Annotated in this window: 19 protein-coding genes; 8 read left to right on the top strand and 11 right to left on the bottom strand. The window is 69.9% G+C overall.

Translation table 11 applies throughout. The features are described from left to right. Positions 1-19: 19 nt before the first annotated feature. The 6 genes from ACNI65_RS19225 to ACNI65_RS19200 form a co-directional block, all read right to left on the bottom strand. Positions 20-481, bottom strand: a complete 462-nt coding sequence (locus ACNI65_RS19225; protein ID WP_416758722.1) for a hypothetical protein — start codon at positions 479-481, stop codon at positions 20-22. 429 nt (positions 482-910) lie between these two features. After that, positions 911-2,155 (bottom strand): DUF1501 domain-containing protein, encoded by a 1,245-nt coding sequence (locus ACNI65_RS19220; RefSeq protein ID WP_416758721.1) that lies wholly within the window; start codon positions 2,153-2,155, stop codon positions 911-913. A 2-nt stretch (positions 2,156-2,157) separates the two neighbouring features. After that, positions 2,158-3,735: a DUF1800 domain-containing protein gene (locus ACNI65_RS19215; RefSeq protein WP_416758719.1), complete on the bottom strand. Its 1,578-nt coding sequence runs from the start codon at positions 3,733-3,735 to the stop codon at positions 2,158-2,160. Positions 3,736-3,739: 4 nt separating this feature from the next. Next, the gene (locus ACNI65_RS19210; RefSeq protein WP_416758718.1) at positions 3,740-4,180 is read right to left on the bottom strand and encodes a DUF2442 domain-containing protein; all 441 of its coding nucleotides are present in this window, start codon (positions 4,178-4,180) and stop codon (positions 3,740-3,742) included. Then, on the bottom strand, positions 4,167-4,430 hold the full coding sequence (locus ACNI65_RS19205) for a DUF4160 domain-containing protein (RefSeq protein WP_416758717.1): 264 nt from the start codon (positions 4,428-4,430) through the stop codon (positions 4,167-4,169). The genes ACNI65_RS19210 and ACNI65_RS19205 overlap by 14 nt, the downstream gene beginning before the upstream one ends. 119 nt (positions 4,431-4,549) lie before the next feature. Continuing rightward, positions 4,550-8,137, bottom strand: coding sequence for an indolepyruvate ferredoxin oxidoreductase family protein (locus ACNI65_RS19200; RefSeq protein WP_416758716.1), 3,588 nt, complete (start codon positions 8,135-8,137; stop codon positions 4,550-4,552). A 164-nt stretch (positions 8,138-8,301) separates the two neighbouring features. Between ACNI65_RS19200 and ACNI65_RS19195 the strand changes: the two genes are divergently transcribed. Together ACNI65_RS19195 and ACNI65_RS19190 are read left to right on the top strand one after the other, a co-directional pair. Then, positions 8,302-8,772 carry an Lrp/AsnC family transcriptional regulator gene (locus ACNI65_RS19195; protein ID WP_416758714.1) on the top strand — a complete coding sequence of 157 codons (471 nt, stop codon included), beginning with the start codon at positions 8,302-8,304 and terminating at the stop codon, positions 8,770-8,772. Between the two features lie 111 nt (positions 8,773-8,883). Continuing rightward, positions 8,884-9,582 (top strand): HPP family protein, encoded by a 699-nt coding sequence (locus ACNI65_RS19190; RefSeq protein WP_416758713.1) that lies wholly within the window; start codon positions 8,884-8,886, stop codon positions 9,580-9,582. Positions 9,583-9,738: 156 nt separating this feature from the next. Here the strand turns inward: ACNI65_RS19190 and ACNI65_RS19185 are convergent, their stop codons facing one another. After that, on the bottom strand, positions 9,739-10,143 hold the full coding sequence (locus ACNI65_RS19185; protein WP_416758712.1) for a hypothetical protein: 405 nt from the start codon (positions 10,141-10,143) through the stop codon (positions 9,739-9,741). A gap of 181 nt (positions 10,144-10,324) precedes the next feature. Between ACNI65_RS19185 and ACNI65_RS19180 the strand changes: the two genes are divergently transcribed. Further along, complete coding sequence (locus tag ACNI65_RS19180; protein ID WP_416758711.1) at positions 10,325-10,873, top strand: protein phosphatase CheZ; 549 nt, start codon at positions 10,325-10,327, stop codon at positions 10,871-10,873. 13 nt (positions 10,874-10,886) lie between these two features. Here ACNI65_RS19180 and ACNI65_RS19175 read toward each other — a convergent pair whose 3' ends face one another. Continuing rightward, positions 10,887-11,705, bottom strand: coding sequence for a zinc-dependent peptidase (locus ACNI65_RS19175; protein ID WP_416758710.1), 819 nt, complete (start codon positions 11,703-11,705; stop codon positions 10,887-10,889). A 273-nt stretch (positions 11,706-11,978) separates the two neighbouring features. On the opposite strand from ACNI65_RS19175, the gene ACNI65_RS19170 reads away from it, so the two are divergent. Beyond that, positions 11,979-12,365 carry a hypothetical protein gene (locus ACNI65_RS19170; protein ID WP_416758708.1) on the top strand — a complete coding sequence of 129 codons (387 nt, stop codon included), beginning with the start codon at positions 11,979-11,981 and terminating at the stop codon, positions 12,363-12,365. 64 nt (positions 12,366-12,429) lie between these two features. Here ACNI65_RS19170 and ACNI65_RS19165 read toward each other — a convergent pair whose 3' ends face one another. After that, entirely contained in the window at positions 12,430-13,575 is a 1,146-nt protein-coding gene (locus ACNI65_RS19165) for a 3-deoxy-7-phosphoheptulonate synthase (protein ID WP_416758706.1), read from the bottom strand. Positions 13,576-13,955: 380 nt separating this feature from the next. Further along, the gene (tldD, locus tag ACNI65_RS19160; RefSeq protein ID WP_416758705.1) at positions 13,956-15,419 is read right to left on the bottom strand and encodes a metalloprotease TldD; all 1,464 of its coding nucleotides are present in this window, start codon (positions 15,417-15,419) and stop codon (positions 13,956-13,958) included. Between the two features lie 220 nt (positions 15,420-15,639). Here tldD and ACNI65_RS19155 point away from each other — a divergent pair, with 220 nt between their 5' ends. Further along, complete coding sequence (locus tag ACNI65_RS19155; protein ID WP_416758704.1) at positions 15,640-15,981, top strand: hypothetical protein; 342 nt, start codon at positions 15,640-15,642, stop codon at positions 15,979-15,981. A 163-nt stretch (positions 15,982-16,144) separates the two neighbouring features. On the opposite strand, the gene rsmI is transcribed toward ACNI65_RS19155, so the two are convergent. Then, positions 16,145-17,098 (bottom strand): 16S rRNA (cytidine(1402)-2'-O)-methyltransferase, encoded by a 954-nt coding sequence (gene rsmI / locus ACNI65_RS19150; RefSeq protein ID WP_416758703.1) that lies wholly within the window; start codon positions 17,096-17,098, stop codon positions 16,145-16,147. Here rsmI and ACNI65_RS19145 point away from each other — a divergent pair. The 3 genes from ACNI65_RS19145 (at position 17,091) to ACNI65_RS19135 (ending at position 18,903) form a co-directional block, all read left to right on the top strand. After that, on the top strand, positions 17,091-17,519 hold the full coding sequence (locus ACNI65_RS19145) for a YraN family protein (protein WP_416758702.1): 429 nt from the start codon (positions 17,091-17,093) through the stop codon (positions 17,517-17,519). The genes rsmI and ACNI65_RS19145 overlap by 8 nt on opposite strands. Positions 17,520-17,618: 99 nt before the next feature. Further along, positions 17,619-18,188 (top strand): SIS domain-containing protein, encoded by a 570-nt coding sequence (locus tag ACNI65_RS19140; protein ID WP_416758701.1) that lies wholly within the window; start codon positions 17,619-17,621, stop codon positions 18,186-18,188. 40 nt (positions 18,189-18,228) lie between these two features. Next, the gene (locus tag ACNI65_RS19135) at positions 18,229-18,903 is read left to right on the top strand and encodes a BON domain-containing protein (RefSeq protein ID WP_416758700.1); all 675 of its coding nucleotides are present in this window, start codon (positions 18,229-18,231) and stop codon (positions 18,901-18,903) included. Positions 18,904-18,947: the final 44 nt, after the last annotated feature.

The raw sequence follows: 18,947 nt of genomic DNA, 5'->3' as shown, positions 1-18,947 counted from the left end.
GGGGATCCTTCGTTCCTGGTCAATCCTGAAGAGGGCGGCGGGTCAGGCGCCAATGGAAGCGCTGCAGTCGCGCGACGAGCGCGTCATCGCCATGGGCGTGAGCCAGCCGGTGCAGCGCCGCGAGCGGCCGGTTGAGCTGATCCAGGCAGGCACATCGCCAATGCCAGGGTAGCAGCGTGTTGTGCGCCGTGCCGTACAGCAATCGGAGGGCCTGCTCCTGGGCGGGAATCGGCGCCAGCACGCCGGCCTCGACGAGCTGCTCCAGCGCCAGCTGGTGCTGGCGCAGCAGGCCCGGGTCATCCGGGGCCAGTCCGCAGCTGATCTTCAAGGCCATCCAGCGCAGGCACTCGACGCCGGGATGATCGGCCGCGGCGCATCCCCCGTCGCCCGCCATCGGAGCGGGGCGGGCGTCCCCCGACGGAGGGAGGGCCGGCACGGACCCGGCCGGTGACAGCGGCAGGCGGGACGGAAGCGAAGGCATGAGCGGCTCCTGACGAACGGGTGTGAACCGGGAAGTCCGGCGGACACGGGCTGGCAGGAACGCTTGCTGTGGCGGGGGAAACGAAAAGCGGCGGGGCCGGATGGGCGCGGACCAAAAGAAAAGGAGGCCGAGCCGCCAACGATGCCGATCGGATCGCGGCGCGGCCTCCCTGCAATTTGCATTGGTCGCGGGGTCGGATCCCGCCGGAGTCTTCTCGTTTGCGTCGATCCTAGATGAGAATTGCTCGCATCTGCAAGCCCTGCCGTGCAAGCGCTTGCAACGGCTGGGGTCTTGCGCCTTCGGCTTCGTGCCCTGCCCAGAGCCCTCACCCCAACCCCTCTCCCGCTTCGCGGGCGAGGGGCTTTCGCGGAGAGAGGCCCTGAGGCCCCCTCGCCCGCGAAGCGGGAGAGGGCGGGGGGTGAGGGGTCTTCAGACCAGCCGCAGGTCTTTGGGTTGCACGTCGGGGAACACGCGCGCGAGCGCGGCGTTCGAGAGGCCGAACTGCCGTTGCCAGAGCCCGCCCAGCACCGCACGGTAGTCGTTCAGCACCGGATAGTCCCGGTTCTGGAACAGCGACTTGGCCGTCAACGCGATCTGGTCGCCGGCCACCGGACCGCCGCTGGCCAGTCCGCCGCCCAGCAGCCAGTACACGCTCCCATGCCCGTGGTCGGTGCCGCGGTTGCCGTTCTCGCGGAAGGTCCGGCCAAACTCGCTGATCACCATCACCGTGGTCTCGCGCCAGACTTCCGGCCCCAGTTCATCGGCGATCGCCGCCAGTCCGCGGCCCAGTTCCTCGAAGCGGTTGGCCAATTGGCCGGTCGCGCCGCCCTGGTTCACGTGCGTGTCCCAGCCGCCCACATCGATGAACCCCAGGCTGAATCGCCCGCGCATCAGCGTCGCGATGCGCCGTGCCTCCAGCTCGAAGCCCTTGGCCGGAATCGCGTTGCGCCCGGCGGCATCGGTCATGGCCTTCATCTTGTCGGGCGACAGGTCGCGCGCCAGTTCCTCTCGCAGCGCCAAGCCTTCCTCGACCGTCGCGCCCAGCGCCTGGCCCTGATACATGCTGGCGATCAGCGCGCGATTCTTCGCATCGACCGCCGGACGCGCCGTCTCGCGCAAGCCCGCGTTGGCGATGCGCACCGGTCCGCGGAACGCGATCGGCAACTGGTCGGTGAAGGACAGCGCCTGCTGCGCGTCGAGCTCCGCCGCGAGCCGGTTCAGGAATCCGGAGTTGTAGTCGCGCGAGCCGCCCACCGGCTGGCCGAGCTCGATGCTGTCCTGCGTCTCGAAATGGCTGCGCGAGAGGTCCTCGGTGCCGGCGAACGGCAGGAAACGCGCCTGACCCGCCTGCACCAGCGGATACAGGCTGGCCTTGAGCGCCGGATGCAGACCCCAGTCCGCGTTGAGCGCCAGCGCCGAGGCCGGATCGTTCGCCGAGGGCCGCGCGATCGCGATGCGCGGCCGCTGCTCGTAATAGAAGCTGCTGCCGGTCGGAATCAGCAGGTTCGTGGCGTCATAACCGCCGCGCAGGAACACGAGCAGGAAACGCGGTCGCGTCATGGGCGGGGTCGGCGATCTGCCGGACGCCTGCTCCGCGCCGGCCGCGAACAGCCGCGCGCCGGAGATCGCCAGAGGACTCGCGGCGAGGGCTTGCAGGAGGTGTCGTCGTTGCATGGTCAGCGGTACATGAAATCAGGGCTGGACAGCCACAGCGTGAGCCACTGCTGCGGCGACGTGGTCTGCGCGAGCGCGCCGCGCGTGGACGGCGCCAGCGTGGGCTCCACCCGGGCGCGCAGCGGCTGCAGGTCAGGCATCGGCACCGGGCCGTTCGTGCCCTCGGGGCGATAGAGCGCGGCGGCGCCGGTGCCGATCTGGCGCGCGACCTCGAAGCGCAGCGTCATCTGCCCGGGGCTGTTCCACGCGTCGGCCGTGAGCGGATACCCGTCGGGCGTCTGCTTGTCGAAAAGCCCCTGGCCGAGCCGGCGCAGCCAGTTCTGCAGCGGCTGCGCGTTGACCAGCTCGCGCTGCTCGAAGCCGGCGCGCAGGCTGGACAGCAGGTAGCGGTGCGGATCCTTGAACTTGGGCGCGTCGGTCGACGTGAAAGCCGCCGAGTACAGCATTGGCCGCATCGTGGCCGCGATGTCGCCGCGGGTCTTGAGGAAGGCCGACGCCATCGCGTCGACGAGCTCGGGCGGCGGCTGGTCGCTCAGGAAGAACACCGCGAGCTTGCGGCACACGAAACGCGCCGTCGCCGGCTGCGCCACGAGCAGGTCCAGCACCTCGTCGAGCTCCTTGGCACCGCTGCCCTTGATCGTGCGGCCCAGCAGCTGCTTGTCGCCGAAGTCGTGGCGGCCGGGGTGGAATTCGAACAGGCCGTCGCGCTGGTACAGCGCCTCGAAGCGCGGCGCGACCTTCGCGGGGTCGGGGTCCACGCGGACGCCGAAACCGGTGAGCACCCGCGCCAGCTCCTGCACGTCGCGCTGCGTGTAGCCGCCGTCCACGCCCATGGTGTGGAGCTCCAGCAGCTCGCGCGCGTAGTTCTCGTTGAGCCCGCGCACCGCGTTCTGATCGTTGTCCAGGTAGCGCAGCATCGCCGGATGCCGCGCGACGGCGCCCAGCATCGCGCGGAAGGACCCCAGCGCATGCGGCCGCAACGCGCGGTCCTGGTAATCGGACAGCATCAGGCGGATGTCGCGCTTGCCCTGGTGCACGTTGAAGTGGTTGAACCAGAACCACGACATCTGCTCGAGCAGCTGTTGCTGCGCATAGAGCTCGCGCAGCAACTGGCGCTCGCCGGTCTCACGCGCGGCGAGGCCCTGCGCTTCTTGATAGGCCTTGCGCGCCGCGGCGCGTTCGTCCTCGGTCGCGCCCTTGTCGCCGTTGCGGCGGAAGGACTCCGCGGCCCACACGCGCGCGGCGACATCGCCCTGGGTGATGCCCATCGCGTCGATGCGGGCCTGGACCGGACCGGGCATCGCCGCCTTCACGTCGGGCTTGAGCTGGCGTTCGACATAAGGGCCCCAGCCCATGCGCTCGATCTCCGCGAGCTGCGCCTGCGTCGCGCCCCAGCCGATGCGATCCGCGGCGCGCAGGCGCTGGGCGGCGTCCATCGGGATGTCGGGCGCGGAGGGCAGACCGCCGCAGGCGGCCAGCGCCGCGCCAGCCGTGGCGCTCAGCAGCAGCGTGCGGCGGCGCAGCCGGGGCGCGGCGAGCGCGGCAGGCACGGTCTCGGGGCGATGTGTCGAAGCGGACATGGAGCTAGCATGCCGTCCCCCTGTCGGGCCTGTCCAGAGGCCTTTGCGCTACTTCACAGTTGTAGCGGTCCGCACGGCGCATCGCGGCCATCCAGCGCCGGGTGCCCATCACGCCTTCGAGCACGCCCGGCAGGTAGACGTCCGCGTTGAGCAGCGGGAAATGCAATCCCAGGCCCGATGGCGAGATCGCGACCTGCGCGAGGTCGCCCGCCTCCGCGCCGCCCAGGCCCTGCACCAGCCAGGGCGCGAACGCGAGTTCCACGCCGGTGTCCAGCACCACCAGCACGCGATCGGTCACGCCGTCGTAACGCACCGCGATCGCCGCGGGCATCAGCGAGCGCTGCATCGTGCCCTCGCGCTCGGCGGCTTCGAACATCTCCGCGTCGATGGCGGCCTCTACGCCGGGTTCGTCGTCAGCGCGCGGTTCGTCGTCAATGCCGGCCATGCAATGCCCTCCAGTCCGCGAGCAGCCGCGGCAGCTGCGCGGCGAGCACCGCGGCGATGCCCGACAGCCGAGCATGGGAGAAGAAGTGGCTCTCGCGCAGCGCGACGCGCCCGCGCGGCGCATCGGGGGAGGGCGCATGGAGCTCGAAGCGGGCCTCGCCGCCAGAGCCCATGACATGGACCTGCGCGGGCCGCTGGTCATTGAGGTAGATCGCGGCGCGCAGGCCCTGGAAGCTGAGGATTGTCGGCATGGCGGTGACCGCCGCGGTGCGCCCGGGCGGCGGAGGAAGTGGCACAAGGACCAAAGCTTCCCCGCGATGCGCGCCGCGCGCCTTGACGAATGTCCAAGACGGCGCGGAGCCCCCAAAGGTCAGAGTTCAGCCACGCCCTTCACGCGTTCGGGGGCCTTCGTCAGCGGCACGACAGCGATCGGCGCCTCGACCGCGCGGCCGTGGAAGCGGTCCAGCAGGTCCTTCCACTGGGCGCGCACGGTGGCGACGTTGGCGAGCTTCACGTGACCGTAGCCGCGGATGCCCTCGGGCAGCCGCGCGAGCTTGGTCGCGAGCTCGAGCTTGTCGGCGCTCAGGTGCGCGAGCAGCTCATCGACCAGCGCCTCGTAATCGCGCACCAGCTGGCGTTCGATGCGACGCTCCTCGGTCTTGCCGAAGATGTCGAGCACGCCGCCGCGCAGGCCCTTGAACTTCGCCAGCGTCTTGAGCGCCTTGAAGGTCCACGAGCCCAGCTCGACCTTCTTCGCGCGGCCATCGGCACCGGGCTTGGAGATCAGCGGGGGCGCCATGTGGAAGCTGAGGTGGTCCCAGTCCTCGAACTGCGCCTTGAGCGCGGCCTCGAACTGGCCGTCGGTGTACAGGCGCGCGACCTCGTACTCGTCCTTGATCGCCAGCAGCTTGGCGTAGTAGCGCGCCACGGCCTTGGTCAGGCGCAGGCCCTTGCCGGCATCGCCCAGCGACTGCTCGGCGGCGCGCACGCGCTGCACCAGCGCCTCGTAGCGCGACGCGTAGGCGGCGTCCTGGTACTCGGTCAGGAAGGCCTTGCGGCGCGAGACCAGGCCGGGTTGACCGTCCTTGTCATCGAGCTGGTCGAAGTTGAACCACTGCACGGCCGAGCCAGCCTGCTCGCCCGCGAGGCGGCGCAGCGCCTCGGGCGCGGCGATCGCGAGGCGGCCCAGCGCGAAGGCGGTCTTGTTGTTCTCGACGGCGACGCCGTTGAGCTCGATCGCGCGCATCAGCGCGTCGAAGGACACGGGCACCAGCCCGCGCTGCCAGCACGCGCCCAGCATCACGATGTTGCTGGGCATGGTGTCGCCCATCAGGCGCTGGGCGATGTCCTGCGCGTCGATGCTCGCGAGCAGCCCCGTGCCCTCGCCGACCGCGTGACGCATCTTGGCCAGCAGCGAATCCGCCTGCAGGCTCGCATCGGGGTTGCGGACGAATGCGGCGGTGGGCAGCTCATGCGTGTTGGCCAGGATGACGGTGCGGCCGGCCTTCACCGTGGCGAGCGCGTCGGCGCTGGCGCCCACGACCATGTCGCAGGCCAGCAGCACGTCGGCCTGCTGCGTGTCGATGCGGACCTGGTTGAGCAGGTCCTGCGTCGGCGCGACCCGCACGAAGGACAGCACCGCGCCGCCCTTCTGCGCGAAGCCCATGAAGTCCAGCACCGAGCTCTGCTTGCCTTCCAGGTGCGCGGCCATCGTCACGAGCGCGCCCACCGTGACCACGCCGGTGCCGCCGACGCCGGTGACCAGCATGTCGAACGGGCCGGTCCAGGCCCAGGCCGCGGGCGGCTGGATGGCGGCGATCTCGCGCGCCAGATCGGTCGGACCGAAGCCCGCGCCGGCGCGCTTCTTGAGCTTGGCGCCGTGCACCGAGACGAAGCTCGGGCAGAAGCCGTTCACGCAGCTGAAGTCCTTGTTGCAACTGCTCTGCTCGATCGCGCGCTTGCGGCCGAAGTCGGTTTCCACCGGCACGACGGACAGGCAGTTGGACGCCTGTCCGCAATCGCCGCAGCCCTCGCAGACGGACTCGTTGATGAAGATGCGCTTGTTGGGGTCGGGGAACTCGCCCTTCTTGCGGCGGCGGCGCTTCTCGGCGGCGCAGGTCTGGTCGTAGATCAGCACGGTGACGCCGGCGATCTCGCGCAGCTCGCGCTGCACGGCGTCGAGCTCGCTGCGGTCGTGGAAGGTCGTGCCGGCGGGGAAGAGGCCGTGGTGGCCGTCGTACTTGCCGATCTCGTCCGAGACCACGACCAGGCGCTTCACGCCCTCGGCCTCGACCTGGCGCGCGATCTGCGGCACCGAGGTCTGGCCGTCCACCGGCTGGCCGCCGGTCATCGCGACCGCGTCGTTGTAGAGGATCTTGTAGGTGATGTTGGCCTTGGCCGCGATGGCCTGCCGGATCGCCAGATAACCCGAGTGGTAGTAGGTGCCGTCGCCCAGGTTCTGGAAGACATGCTTCTCGGTGGTGAAGCGCGAATGCGCGGCCCAGTCCACGCCCTCGGCGCCCATCTGGATCAGACCGGAGGTGCCGCGTTCCATCCAGCTCGCCATGAAGTGGCAGCCGATGCCGGCCAGCGCGCGCGAGCCCTCGGGCAGCTTGGTCGAGGTGTTGTGCGGGCAGCCGGAACAGAAGTAGGGCTGACGGCGCACCCCATCGGCGCTGTTGGACAGCAGGCAGGGCGTGAGGAAGTCCACCACCAGATGGCGGCGGTCCAGCGCGGGATTCAGGCGCGCGAGCCAGTCCGCGACGGTCGGCATGATGCGCGACGGGCGCAGCTCGCCGAGCGCGCTCAGCACCGCGGCGCCGTGTTCATCGGACTTGCCGACCACGCGCGGACGTTGCGCGTCGGGCAGGTGGTACAGCAGTTCCTTGATCTGGCGCTCGACGACGGGGGCCTTCTCCTCGATGACCAGCAGGTCGGTCAGGCCGTGCGCGAACGCGCGGATGCGCGTGGGTTCGAGCGGGTAGACGAGGCCGACCTTGTAGACGCGCACGCCGGCCGCGGCCAGCGCGTTGGGGTCCAGGTCCAGGCGGCGCAGCACTTCCATGAAGTCGTAATGCGCCTTGCCCACGGTGACGATGCCCAGCGTCGCGCGCGGGCTCACCACGATGTGCTTGTCGATCGAGTTGACCTTGGCGAAGGCCAGCACCGCGTCGATCTTGTGCGCGAGGCGCGATTCCAGCTCCAGCGAAGGCAGGTCGACGGAGCGGATGTGGAGGTTGGTCGGCGGGGTGTGGTCGACGGGCTGCTCGAAGTCCAGCGGCACGGCATCCAGGTCCACGGTCATGCCGGACTCGACGACCTCGGAGATCGCCTTGAAGCCGACCCACGCGCCCGAGAAGCGCGACAGCGCCCAGCCGTAGAGACCGAACTCGAGGTACTCGGCGACGTTGCCCGGATGCACCAGCGGCATGGACCAGGCCTGCAGCGCGAGGTCGCTCTGGTGCGGCGTGGACGAGGACACGCAGCCGTGGTCGTCGCCGCAGACGACCAGCACGCCGCCTTCCTTGGCCGTGCCGTAGACGTTGCCGTGCTTGAGCGCGTCGCCGGAGCGGTCCACGCCCGGGCCCTTGCCGTACCACATGGCGAAGACGCCATCGACGGTGCGCTTGGGATCCAGCGCCACGCGCTGCACGCCCAGGCAGGCGGTGGCGGCGAGGTCCTCGTTGATCGCGGGCAGGAAGTTGACCGCGGCCTTGTCGAGGAACTTCTTGGCCTTCCACAGCTGCTGGTCGACCATGCCCAGCGGGCTGCCGCGATAACCGCTGACGAAGCCCGCGGTGTCCAGGCCCTGGCGTTCGTCCTGGGCCTTCTGCATCAGCAGCAGGCGCACCAGCGCCTGGGTGCCGGTGAGGAAGACCTGGCCGGACAAGGCGGCGAGGTTGTCCGAGAGCTGATACGGGCGCAGTGCCGGCGCGGCGGCAAGACTGGCTTGGGTCATGGCTGTCTCCCCCAACGGGAAGAGCCGGCCGCGGACCCTGAGGGCGCCCCGGTCGGCTCGAATGTATGAATGAGCAGATTCTTTCCGAGACAATGCGCACTTTCTTGCCTTGTTCGCTCGGTTCCGTTCGTGGATCGATAGCGCCATTCTCAGAAAGGGCCGATATGGGAAATGAACGTTTCGATCGCGCGACGCGGCTGATCCTCGAGGCGCTCCAGGCGGACGCGCGGCAGAGCACGCAGCAACTGGCCGAGCAGGTCGGGCTGTCGGCCACACCGGTGTGGCGGCGCGTGAAGGAGCTGGAGGAGCGCGGCGTGATCCGGCGTCACGTGGCGCTGGTGGACCGGGAGCAGCTCGGGCTGTCGATCTGCGTGCTGGCCAATGTGAGCCTCGTGCGTCACACCGAAGGCGCGGTCGAGGCCTTCGAGGCGATGGTCGCCGCCAGCCCCGAGATCGTGGAATGCCAGGCGATCACCGGCGAGGCGGACTACGTGATGAAGATCGTCGCGCCCGACATGAAGGGCTATGACCAGTTCCTGCAGAGCAAGGTGTTCAAGGTGCCGGGCGTGGCCAGCGTGCGCAGCAACGTCGTGCTGCGCGAGGTGAAGTACGAGACGGCTTATCCCGTTCCATGAGCCGTGCCTTGAGCGGTGCCGTGAGCCTTGCCATGAACGGTCCCGTGATCCGTGCCCTGATCCGCGTTCTCCTCAATGGGCATCGGCGTTGCGGCGTGAGATCCTGAGCGCATGTTTTCCGTGTACGGCACTTCCGGGAAGATCCTGACGGGCGGGCTCGAGCAGGTGCGCGACCTCGCGCCGGTGCAGGCGGTCGCGCGCACGCGCGCGATCGCGCCGATGGCGCGCCAGGGCGATCTGACGCCATCCACCGTCGTGCTGGCGGGCGTGGGGCAGGGCGGTGGCGGCGCGATCGGTGGCGGGGTCGCGGGCGGTGCCTCGGCCTATGTCGCGCAGGAGGCGCTCGCCGCGTATGCGGGCGACACCACGCGTCAGCCGCTGACGCAGGTCCACCAGCTGATGAGCCGCAAGATGATCAGCGTGCGCTCGGGCGCGCCGCTGCGCGCGGCGATGCGGCTGATGTCGCGCGCCGGGGTGGCGCAGGCGCCGGTGCTGGGTCCGATGGGCGAGGTGCGTGGCCTGGCCACGCGCGGTGACCTGACGCGCGGACTGGCCGACGACCTGGATGAGATCACCGAGATGACGATGATCGCGCACCGCCTGGCGGCGCCTGTCGACGAAGTGATGTGGACGCCGGTGCCGGTGGCGCAATCCGACACCCCGCTGCGCGAGGCCGCGCAGCTGATGCTGGACCTCGGACTGCCCGGCTTGCCGGTGAGCGCCGACAACGGCCAGCTGATCGGCTTTCTTTCGCGCAGCGACCTGCTGCGCGGCATGACGCACGAGCCGCCGCTCGACCTCTGGTCCTGATCGTGTATTCCCCCTCGCCCGCGGAGCGGGAGAGGGCGGGGTGAGGGCTCGTGGCGGGGCACGGTGCCCTACGCAGAGCCCTCACCCCCACCCCTCTCCCGCTCCGCGGGCGAGGGGAGTAAACCTGCCCCATCCGCGAGGGGAGAAAGCAAACGCTCAGTATTTGCGCATCCCGCGCTCAGCCTCTTCCTGCTCGATCGCCTGAAGCGTGCGCCAGTCGGTGCAGACGAAGACGCCGTCCTCGGTGATGCGATCCGGAATGGACCCATCCCCACGCGCGATACGCCCATCCTTGCAGACCATGGTCCCGCGCGCCTGACCCTGCTCCTGCAGCGCCTTGCCGACGGCCATGGAATCGCGCGTGTACAGCGTCAGCAGCAGCAAGGCCGCGAGCACGCCCAGCATCAGCACCACGCCGACCATGATCTCGCTGACATCGCGCAGCGGCGACGGCGGCGGGGCGCTCTGCGCGCGTGGCGCGGCGGCGAAGCTCGCGCCGTCGCCCGCGCGCTGCGGGGCGCGGGAGTAACCGGGAGAGGGACGGGTGGTGGCCATGTTCATGTGACGGATCGCTTTGCCAAAGACCAACAACAGCAAGCACGGACCGCGAGCGGACGGGACGAAGGCTACCCGCGACTGGCCGCGGGAGCGACTCAAATGCAGGGTTCACCCCCAAAAATGCACGGGTGCCCGCCCCCCTTTCCGATGGTTACAGCGGTTGCAGATTTAAGATTTATGGGCCATGTCAGAGCCCGCAACACCCCTTTCCGCCGCTGAACATCAGGCCCTGCACCAGTTGTCGCAGGAGCTGCCGGACGCCTGCGAGCGCCTGGATTACGTCAAGCGCATGACCGACCAGGCCGCCAACAAGGTGCTGGGCATCGTGGAATCGGCGCAGGAGGACGCGCAGGCCGTGGCCCGTCAGGGCCATGAGCTGTCGCAGTCGCTGCAGCGGCTTGCCGCCGCGCCCGACCTGAGCGTCGAGCGGGCCCGCGCGATGATGCGGCTGTGCGCGGCCTACGCGGCGGGCGCGGCCGGATTCGCTGATCGCGTCAAGGGCCTGCAGACCGAGATCATGATGGCGCAGGACTTCCAGGACCTCTCGGGCCAGGTGATCAACAAGGTGCTGAACATGCTGCGTCCGGCGGAGATGCCGCTGCAGCAGTTGCTCGCCGCGCACGAGCCGCCTCAGGCGGCCGCGGCCGAGGAGCAGCTCGCCGGCGTGCAGACGCCCGACAAGGCGCTGCAACAGGACGACGTCGACGCGCTGCTGGCCGAGATGGGCTTCTGAGGCGGGTCCGCGCTCAGGACCAGAGCATCGGGTCCACCTCGTAATACCGGCGCAGTTCCGCGTACAGCGCGGGATGGGCCTGCGCCAGCGCCCAAGGCTGGCCGAAGAAACGTTCGCTCGCGACCGCGAAGAACTCCGCCGGCTCGGTGGCCGCGTAGTCGCCCAGCGGATCGGGCTCGCCCTCGGCGAGCCGCGCGCGCAGCAGGTCGAAGCTGTGCTGCATCACCGTCGCCCAGCGCGCCTGGCGCGAGCGGCTGCCCAGCCACGGCGCGCCGTTGGCCATTCCCTTGACCTGATCCAGCTGATGCGCGAACTCGTGCACCGCGACGTTGTGGCCGCGCTCCGGTTGCGCGGCGTCACGCAGCACGTCGTCCCAGGACAGCACCACCTGACCCTCGCCCCAGGATTCGCCGCTCAGGACCTGGCGGTCCTGCATCTGCAGCGGGCCCTGATGGCGCACGCGGTCGACGATGAACGCGCCGGGATAGACCAGCACCGTGTGCAGTTTGGGGTAATAGCCGCGCGTGCGGCCCAGCAGCGGCAGCGACGCCAACGCCGCGATCGTCACGCGGACCTCGTCGGTGATCACCTGACCGGCGCAGCCGATGAAGGATTTCTCGGCGAGGAAGACATTCATGTGCCGCTTCAGCCGCAGCTGCAGATCGGTCGGCAGACGCGCCACCTGCGGCACGTTGCGGCGCAGGATTGCGCGCCACGCGGCCGGGAAGGCCCGCGCGCGCAGCGCGGCGCGGCGTCGGGCCTGACGCCAGGGCTGGCTCAGCAGCCAGAAGCAGATCAACGCGGCAACCAGCGCCAGGACGAGGAGGGCCATTCGCCGAACATGCGCGCGTGGCCGCGGCTTTTCAAGATGCAGCGTGCACGCGACGCTTTCGCGGCGCGCGGGCGATCAACGTCCGGCGCAACGACGCGCGTGAGCGCCGCGCCCCCGCGACGCCGGACAATTTCGGCCTGGGCCGGCCGGACTTGAGCGCGCATCGACGCGCATCGACGCGCCTCGCACGCGGGCCGCCCGGTCACCAGAACACAGAACAGTCTTTGAGGGAGCGCGGCGGCCGGGCAGGAACCGGATCGCCGCCGGGGCGATTTGAAGTTTTCCGAGATACAGGCGGCGCCGCTCAGGACGTCGCCGTTCGACGTCAGTCCGTTGGAGCAGTACCGCGCGAGGATCCAGCAGGAGATGCTGGACGGACCGCCGCCGTCGGTGGTGCTCAAGCTGTCCCCGTTCATCGGGACGGAGGGGCCGCTCCAGGAGACCTACGCCCGCAACAGCGCCGACGTCACCTACGGCCGCCATCCGCTGGGGCAGGAAGCGCCGCCGGTCAGCCGCATCGAGACGCCGGCGTATTCCCACGGCAGTTTCACCGCCGTCCGCTTTCCGGACCTGAGCGTGCGGGTCGAACTCGGTCCGCTGCTGGTCAGCCATGTGGACCGCGCCGGCGGCACGCCGCGCATCCTCGACGTGACGGCCTGATCGGCCTGAAGCCCCTCTCCCGCTTCGCAGGCGAGGGGGCCATGGGGCCAAGGGGCCATGGCGCTCAGACGGTCTCGGTGCGCGCGGCGCGGATGGCCTCGCTGAGCACGTCCAGCACCTCGATCGAGTCGTCCCAGGCCAGGCAGGCGTCGGTGATGCTCTTGCCGTACTCGAGCTGCGACGGATCGTCCTTGCCCGGGTTGAACTTCTGCGCGCCGCCCTTCAGGTGGCTCTCGACCATCACGCCGAAGATGCTGGTGCTGCCGGCGCGGATCTGCGCGGCGATGTCCTTGGCCACGTCGAGTTGGCGTTCATGCTTCTTGCTGCTGTTCGCGTGCGAGCAGTCCACCATCAGCCGCGTGTCGAGCTTGGAGGCTTCCAGGTCGGCGCAGGCCACCGCGACGCTCTGCGCGTCGTAGTTCGGCGCCTTGCCGCCACGCAGGATCACGTGGCAGTCGCGGTTGCCCTTGGTCTCGACGATCGCGACCTGGCCGTTCTTGTGCACCGACAGGAAGTGATGCGGCCGCGCGGCCGCCTGGATGGCGTCGGTGGCGATCTTGATGTTGCCGTCGGTGCCGTTCTTGAAACCGATCGGCGCGGACAGACCCGAGGCGAGCTCGCGGTGCACCTGGCTCTCGGTGGTGCGCGCGCCGATGGCGCCCCAGCTGATCAGGTCGCCGATGTACTGCGGCGAGATCACGTCCAGGAACTCCGATCCGGCGGGCATGCCCAGCCGGTTGATCTCCAGCAGCAGCTGGCGCGCGATGCGCAGGCCCTCGTCGATGCGGTAGCTCTCATCGAGGTAGGGGTCGTTGATCAGGCCCTTCCAGCCGACGGTGGTGCGCGGCTTCTCGAAGTACACGCGCATGACGATCTCGAGCGTGTCGGCGTGCTTCTCGCGCATCGTCATCAGACGCTTGGCGTACTCGAGCGCCGCGCCGGGGTCGTGGATCGAGCACGGCCCGATGATCACGAGCAGGCGGTCGTCCTTGCGCTGCATGATGTCGCGGATGCGCTGGCGCGTGCCCACGACGAGCTGCTCCATGGCCGTGCCACGGATGGGGAAGAAGCGGATGAGGTGTTCGGGCGGCGGCAAGGGCGTGATGTCCAGGATGCGTTCATCGTCGGTCTGGGAGGTCTTGTCCTGCGGCGAATACCAGCGCTCCGCCTGCGAGGCGCTGGGATAAGGACTGTTGGACTTGGCATTCATGGGATGACGCTTTCTGGGTTGTGTGCGGGGACGCCGCTCAGGAACCGCTGACGAATCGCTTCGAGGGGGAATCACGCCGGGTCGAAAAAAAACCGCCGGGCTGTGGGCCCGGCGGTTTCTTGAGGATTCTTGGCGTTTGCTTATGCGTTCGCCTCTCCTCCGCCGGGGCGGTGCGAGAACCAAAAATAAGCAAAGTAAAACTTCGGTGCGGAACGCATAAGGGGCAATAGTGCCTGCGCTTGCTGCGCTGCGTCAAGCGCGAAGGGCCGACATCCGCCCGCGTCGCGCGACGACATCGGGCAAGTCAGCCTTCGCGGAAAAACGAAACCCGGCCGGAGCCGGGTCGTCGGAAACCGGCCCGGAGAGCCGATTCGCAGGCGTCAGGCCGTGCCGCCGACGGTCAGGCCGTCGATGCGCAGCGTGGGCTGACCCACGCCCACCGGGACGCTCTGGCCTTCCTTGCCGCACACGCCCACGCCGGTGTCGAGCTGCATGTCGTTGCCGATCATGCTGACGCGGGTCATCGCGTCGGGGCCGTTGCCGATGATGGTGGCGCCCTTGACCGGGTACATGATCTTGCCCTTCTCGACCCAGAAGGCCTCGCTGGCGGAGAACACGAACTTGCCCGACGTGATGTCGACCTGGCCGCCGCCGAAGTTGGTCGCGTACAGGCCCTTGTCGATGCTGGCGATGATCTCCTTCGGATCCTTGTCGCCGCCCAGCATGTACGTGTTGGTCATGCGCGGCATCGGCACGTGGGCGTAGCTCTCGCGGCGGCCGTTGCCGGTGGGCGCGACCTTCATCAGCCGCGCGTTCATCGCGTCCTGGATGTAGCCCTTGAGGATGCCGTCCTCGATCAGCACGTTGCGCTGCGAGGCGCAGCCCTCGTCGTCCACGTTCAGCGAGCCGCGGCGATCGGGGATCGTGCCGTCGTCCAGCACGGTCACGCCCTTGGCGGCGACGCGTTCGCCGATGCGGCCGGAGAAGGTCGACGAGCCCTTGCGGTTGAAGTCGCCTTCCAGGCCATGGCCGACCGCCTCGTGCAGCAGCACGCCGGGCCAGCCCGGGCCGAGGACGACGGTCATCTCTCCGGCCGGCGCCGGACGCGATTCCAGGTTGGTCAGCGCGGCGCTCACGGCCTGGTCGACATAGGACGCGATCATCTCGTCGGTGAAATAGGCCAGGCCGAATCGGCCGCCGCCGCCGCCCGAGCCGACCTCGCGACGGCCGTTGCTCTCGGCGATCACGGTGACGGACAGGCGCACCAGCGGGCGCACGTCGGCGGCCAGCGTGCCGTCGGCGCGCGCGATCAGCACCACCTCGTGCTCCGCGGCCAGGCCGGCCATCACCTGCGCGATGCGGGGATCCTTGGACCGGGCCAGGCGCTCGGTGCGTTCCAGCAGCGCGACCTTCTGCGCGCTGTCCAGGCTGGCGATCGGGTCGGCCTCGCCGTAGAGCGCGCGGCTGGCGGAGACCACCGGCTCGGCCGGCACCTTCACCCGCCTGCTCTGCCCGGCCGACGCGATCGCCCGCACGGTGCGCGCGGCGTCCAGCAGCGCGGCCTCGGAGATGTCGTCGGAGTAGGCGAACGCCGTCTTCTCGCCGGCGACCGCGCGCACGCCCACGCCCTGGTCGATCGAGAAGCTGCCGCTCTTGACGATGCCTTCCTCCAGGCTCCAGCCCTCCGCGCGGGTGGTCTGGAAGTAGAGGTCGGCGTCGTCGACGCGGTGCTCGGTGATCAGCCGCAAGGCCTGCGACAGCGACGCGTCGGTCAGGCCGAAGGGTTCGAGCAGCTGGGCACGGGCGGTGACCAGGCGGGCGAGGGTGGGTTCGCGCGAAATCATCGGGCGATTGTAGGCAGGGCCCGTGACCCTGACCCTTGCGTGGTGACCCGAGGCGTGGCGCCCGGCGCAATCTGCCGCAATCAGCCGCGATGTGGCGGTATCGACCCGTAGCAATCGCTTCACAGACCTTTACCGATGCCCGGTCACCGTGTCCGGTTCGACATGCGTTGTCTCCCCAGCGGCCCACAACCCGCAGCCAACCCTCCCAAGGAGAACCTCGATGAAGCGCATGTCCCTGTCGATCGCCCTCGTGTCCAGCCTGCTCGCCGCCTCGGCGTTCGCCCAGACCGCCGCCCCGGCCTCGACCGCCACGCCGCGCGTCGACCAGCGTGAAGCCAACCAGCAGCAACGCATCGCCAACGGTGCCGCGTCGGGTCAGCTGACCGCGCACGAGACCCAGCGCCTGGAGAAGGAACAGGCCCGCGTGAACAACGCCGAGGCGAAGGCGAAGTCGGATGGTGTGGTCACCGCCAAGGAACGCCGTCAGATCCAGAAGAAGCAGGACGTCGCCAGTGCCGACATCCGCCGCGCGAAGCACAACAAGCGCACCGCCGGCAATTGAGCCGGCCCCTCCAGGCCGCCGCTCTGACCCCCTCTCCTGCGAAGCGGGAGAGGGCGGGGGTGAGGGCTCTGCGAAGGGCACCGTGCGCTCACACGAGCCCTCACCCCAACCCCTCTCGCGCTCCGCGGGCGAGGGGCTTCAAAAGCTGCGCAGGATGACGAACTCAGGGCGTCTCGTCGGCGCCCTCGTCATCGTCGCCCTCGGCATCCTGCTTCCAGTCCAGCGCCAGCTGATACAGCGCCTTGCGCGATTCGCCCGTCAGCTCGGCGGCCAGCGCCGCGGCCTGCTTCAGCGGCAGGTCCCGCACGAGCACCCGCAGCGTGCGCTGCGCCGCTTCCGGCAAGTCGTCGTCGCCCGGGACCACCGGCGCGGCGTGCAGCACCAGCACGAACTCGCCGCGCTCCCGCTGCTTGTCCTCGGCCATCCACGCCGGCAGCGTCGCGCAGGGGGCGGTATGGATCGTCTCGAACTGCTTGGTGACCTCGCGGCAGACGGTCAGCGTCTGCGTCGGCGCGACTTCCGCCAGCAGCGCGATCAGCTCCTGGATGCGATGCGGCGCCTCGAACAGCACCTGGCTGTAGGACGCGCCCGTCAGCGCCTGCAGCGCCGTGCGGCGCTCCGCGGCCTTGGTCGGCAGGAACCCCACGAACCGGAACCCTTGCGCCCGCGCGTCGCCGGCCACGCTGAGCGCCGCGGCCGCGCTGCTCGCGCCGGGCAGCGGCACGACGCGCACGCCGGCGCGCGCCGCCGCGGCCACCAGCACCGCGCCGGGATCGGAGATCGCGGGCGTGCCCGCGTCGCTGACGTAGGCGATGCGCTCGCCGGCCAGCAGCCGCGCGACGAGGCCCTCGGCGGCCTGCTGCTCGTTGTGCTGATGCAGCGCCAGCAGCGGCTTGTGCAAGCCCAGCCAGCGCAGCAACTGAGCGCTCACGCGCGTGTCCTCGCAGGCGACGGCGTCGACCAGCCCCAGCACGTGGATCGCGCGCAGGCTCAGGTCGGCGAGGTTGCCGATCGGGGTCGCGACGACGTAGAGCGTGCCGCCCGGATATTGCTGATGACCGGCAGCCGCGGCGGCGGCGGCGGTCAACGAGGCGGACGGGGACGACGGGATGTTCAAGAAGCTCTCCAGCGGATGGGGCGGCGGCGCGGACCGCGAGGCGGCGCGCCGGCGCGGGGTCGAGGCCGAGCAGCGCGCCCTCGATCACCTGCGGCGGCAGGGGCTGCGCCTGGTGGCGCGCAATTATCGGGTGGCGCGCGGGCCGTCCGCGCGCGGCGGCGAGGTCGACCTGATCCTGCGCGAGCGCGACGGCACGCTGGTGTTCGTCGAGGTGCGCGCGCGGGAGGACGGCGAGCATGGCGGCGCGGCGGCCAGCGTCACGCGCGGCAAGCAACAGCGTGTGATCTTCGCGGCGCGATGTTTCCTGCAGTCGATGGCGGACGTGCCGCCGTGCCGGTTCGACGTCGTCGCGATCGAGGGGGACAGGATCGAGTGGTTGCGAGCGGCGTTCGATGTGCCAGACGAAGGGTGGACGGCGTGAGGCCACTGGCCCTCACCCCCCGCCCTCTCCCGCTTTGCGGGCGAGGGGGCCGTCAGGCGCCCGGATCGGGGGCAGGGCCAGCCCTTATCATTCGCGCTCATGTTGGAACAACGCATACAACAACAATTCTTCGAAAGCGCCGATCTGCTCTATCAGGTCGCCGAGGGGCTCTCGCGCCCGCTGGCGGTCGCCGCGCAGATGATGGTGGACGCGCTCACCGGGGGCGGCCGCGTGCTGACCGCCGGCCTGGGCATCTCCGCCGCCGACGCGACGTACATGGCCTCGCTCCTCGCGGGCCGCTTCGAGCAGGAACGTCCCGGCCTGGCCGCGATCGCGCTGGACGCGCAGGCCCAGGGCTACGCCGATCCGGCGTCGGCGCTGATGCGCCAGATCCAGACCTTCGGCCATCCGGGCGACCTGCTGCTGCTGTTCGAGGCGCAGGCCAGCGGCGCGGCCGCGGCCCTGCTGCAGGTCGCGCATGCGCAGGAGATGAGCGTCATCGTGCTCAGCGGCACGCAGGACGACGACTGGCGCGCCACGCTGCTGGACACCGACGTGCAGCTGCGCGTCCCGCACAGCCGCTTCGCGCGGGTGGGCGAGGCCCACCGTCTGCTCTCGCACTGCCTGAGCGACGCGATCGACCTGCAACTGCTCGGCGCCAGCGAATGACTCCCGGGGCTTGCCCCTCCCCACCTCGAAGGACCTCCCGATGACGACCCCGATCCGCACCGCTTCCCGCTCCGAGCGCGCCTCCCGAGTCTCCCGCCGCCTGATCCTGGCCGCCGCCGTCGGCGGCGCGCTGCTGCAGACCGCGTGCGTGCCGCTGATCGTGGGCGGCGCGGCGGTGGGCGGCGCGTTCGTCGCCACCGACCGGCGCACCTCGGGCACGCAGCTCGAGGACCAGGGCATCGAGCTCAAGACCGCCAACCGCATCCGCGAGCAGCTCGGGGATCGCGTGCACATCAACGTCAACAGCTACAACCGCATGGTGCTGCTGACCGGCGAGACCCGCAACGACGAGGACAAGGCCGCTGTCGAGCGCATCGCGCAGGGCGTGGAGAACGTGTCCAGCGTGCTGAACGAGGTGGGCGTGGGCATGCTGAGCTCGCTGTCCAGCCGCGCCAATGACGTGGCCATCTCCGCCAAGGTCAAGGCGAGCCTGGTCGATGCGAAGGACCTGATCACCAACGCGTTCTACATCGTCGTGGAACGCGGCAACGTCTACATCATGGGCCGCGTGACCGAGCGCGAGGCCACCCGCGCGACCGACATCGCCCGTGGCGTGCGCGGCGTGCAGAAGGTCGTGCGCGCGATGGAGATCATCAGCGAGGCCGAACTCGCGGCGATGGGTCAGGCGCAGCAGCCCGCCAAGAGCAACCCTTGACGCAACCCCTGAAGCAACCCCTGACGCGGCCGCTGACGCAACTG

The sequence above is a fragment of the Roseateles sp. So40a genome, assembly GCF_048081605.1.
GTDB lineage: Bacteria > Pseudomonadota > Gammaproteobacteria > Burkholderiales > Burkholderiaceae_C > Roseateles.
Note: the sequence above shows the minus strand (reverse complement) of the source record. Positions and strands in the feature narration are given on the sequence as shown.

Excerpts from the sequence above, each read along its gene's own strand:
- ACNI65_RS19225 (WP_416758722.1), bottom strand. The coding sequence starts at position 481 with ATGCCTTCGCTTCCGTCCCGCCTGCCGCTGTCACCGGCCGGGTCCGTG.
- ACNI65_RS19220 (WP_416758721.1), bottom strand. The coding sequence starts at position 2,155 with ATGCAACGACGACACCTCCTGCAAGCCCTCGCCGCGAGTCCTCTGGCG.
- ACNI65_RS19215 (WP_416758719.1), bottom strand. The coding sequence starts at position 3,735 with ATGTCCGCTTCGACACATCGCCCCGAGACCGTGCCTGCCGCGCTCGCC.
- ACNI65_RS19210 (WP_416758718.1), bottom strand. The coding sequence starts at position 4,180 with ATGGCCGGCATTGACGACGAACCGCGCGCTGACGACGAACCCGGCGTA.
- ACNI65_RS19205 (WP_416758717.1), bottom strand. The coding sequence starts at position 4,430 with ATGCCGACAATCCTCAGCTTCCAGGGCCTGCGCGCCGCGATCTACCTC.
- ACNI65_RS19200 (WP_416758716.1), bottom strand. The coding sequence starts at position 8,137 with ATGACCCAAGCCAGTCTTGCCGCCGCGCCGGCACTGCGCCCGTATCAG.
- ACNI65_RS19195 (WP_416758714.1), top strand. The coding sequence starts at position 8,302 with ATGGGAAATGAACGTTTCGATCGCGCGACGCGGCTGATCCTCGAGGCG.
- ACNI65_RS19190 (WP_416758713.1), top strand. The coding sequence starts at position 8,884 with ATGTTTTCCGTGTACGGCACTTCCGGGAAGATCCTGACGGGCGGGCTC.
- ACNI65_RS19185 (WP_416758712.1), bottom strand. The coding sequence starts at position 10,143 with ATGAACATGGCCACCACCCGTCCCTCTCCCGGTTACTCCCGCGCCCCG.
- ACNI65_RS19180 (WP_416758711.1), top strand. The coding sequence starts at position 10,325 with ATGTCAGAGCCCGCAACACCCCTTTCCGCCGCTGAACATCAGGCCCTG.
- ACNI65_RS19175 (WP_416758710.1), bottom strand. The coding sequence starts at position 11,705 with ATGGCCCTCCTCGTCCTGGCGCTGGTTGCCGCGTTGATCTGCTTCTGG.
- ACNI65_RS19165 (WP_416758706.1), bottom strand. The coding sequence starts at position 13,575 with ATGAATGCCAAGTCCAACAGTCCTTATCCCAGCGCCTCGCAGGCGGAG.
- tldD (WP_416758705.1), bottom strand. The coding sequence starts at position 15,419 with ATGATTTCGCGCGAACCCACCCTCGCCCGCCTGGTCACCGCCCGTGCC.
- ACNI65_RS19155 (WP_416758704.1), top strand. The coding sequence starts at position 15,640 with ATGAAGCGCATGTCCCTGTCGATCGCCCTCGTGTCCAGCCTGCTCGCC.
- ACNI65_RS19145 (WP_416758702.1), top strand. The coding sequence starts at position 17,091 with ATGTTCAAGAAGCTCTCCAGCGGATGGGGCGGCGGCGCGGACCGCGAG.
- ACNI65_RS19140 (WP_416758701.1), top strand. The coding sequence starts at position 17,619 with ATGTTGGAACAACGCATACAACAACAATTCTTCGAAAGCGCCGATCTG.
- ACNI65_RS19135 (WP_416758700.1), top strand. The coding sequence starts at position 18,229 with ATGACGACCCCGATCCGCACCGCTTCCCGCTCCGAGCGCGCCTCCCGA.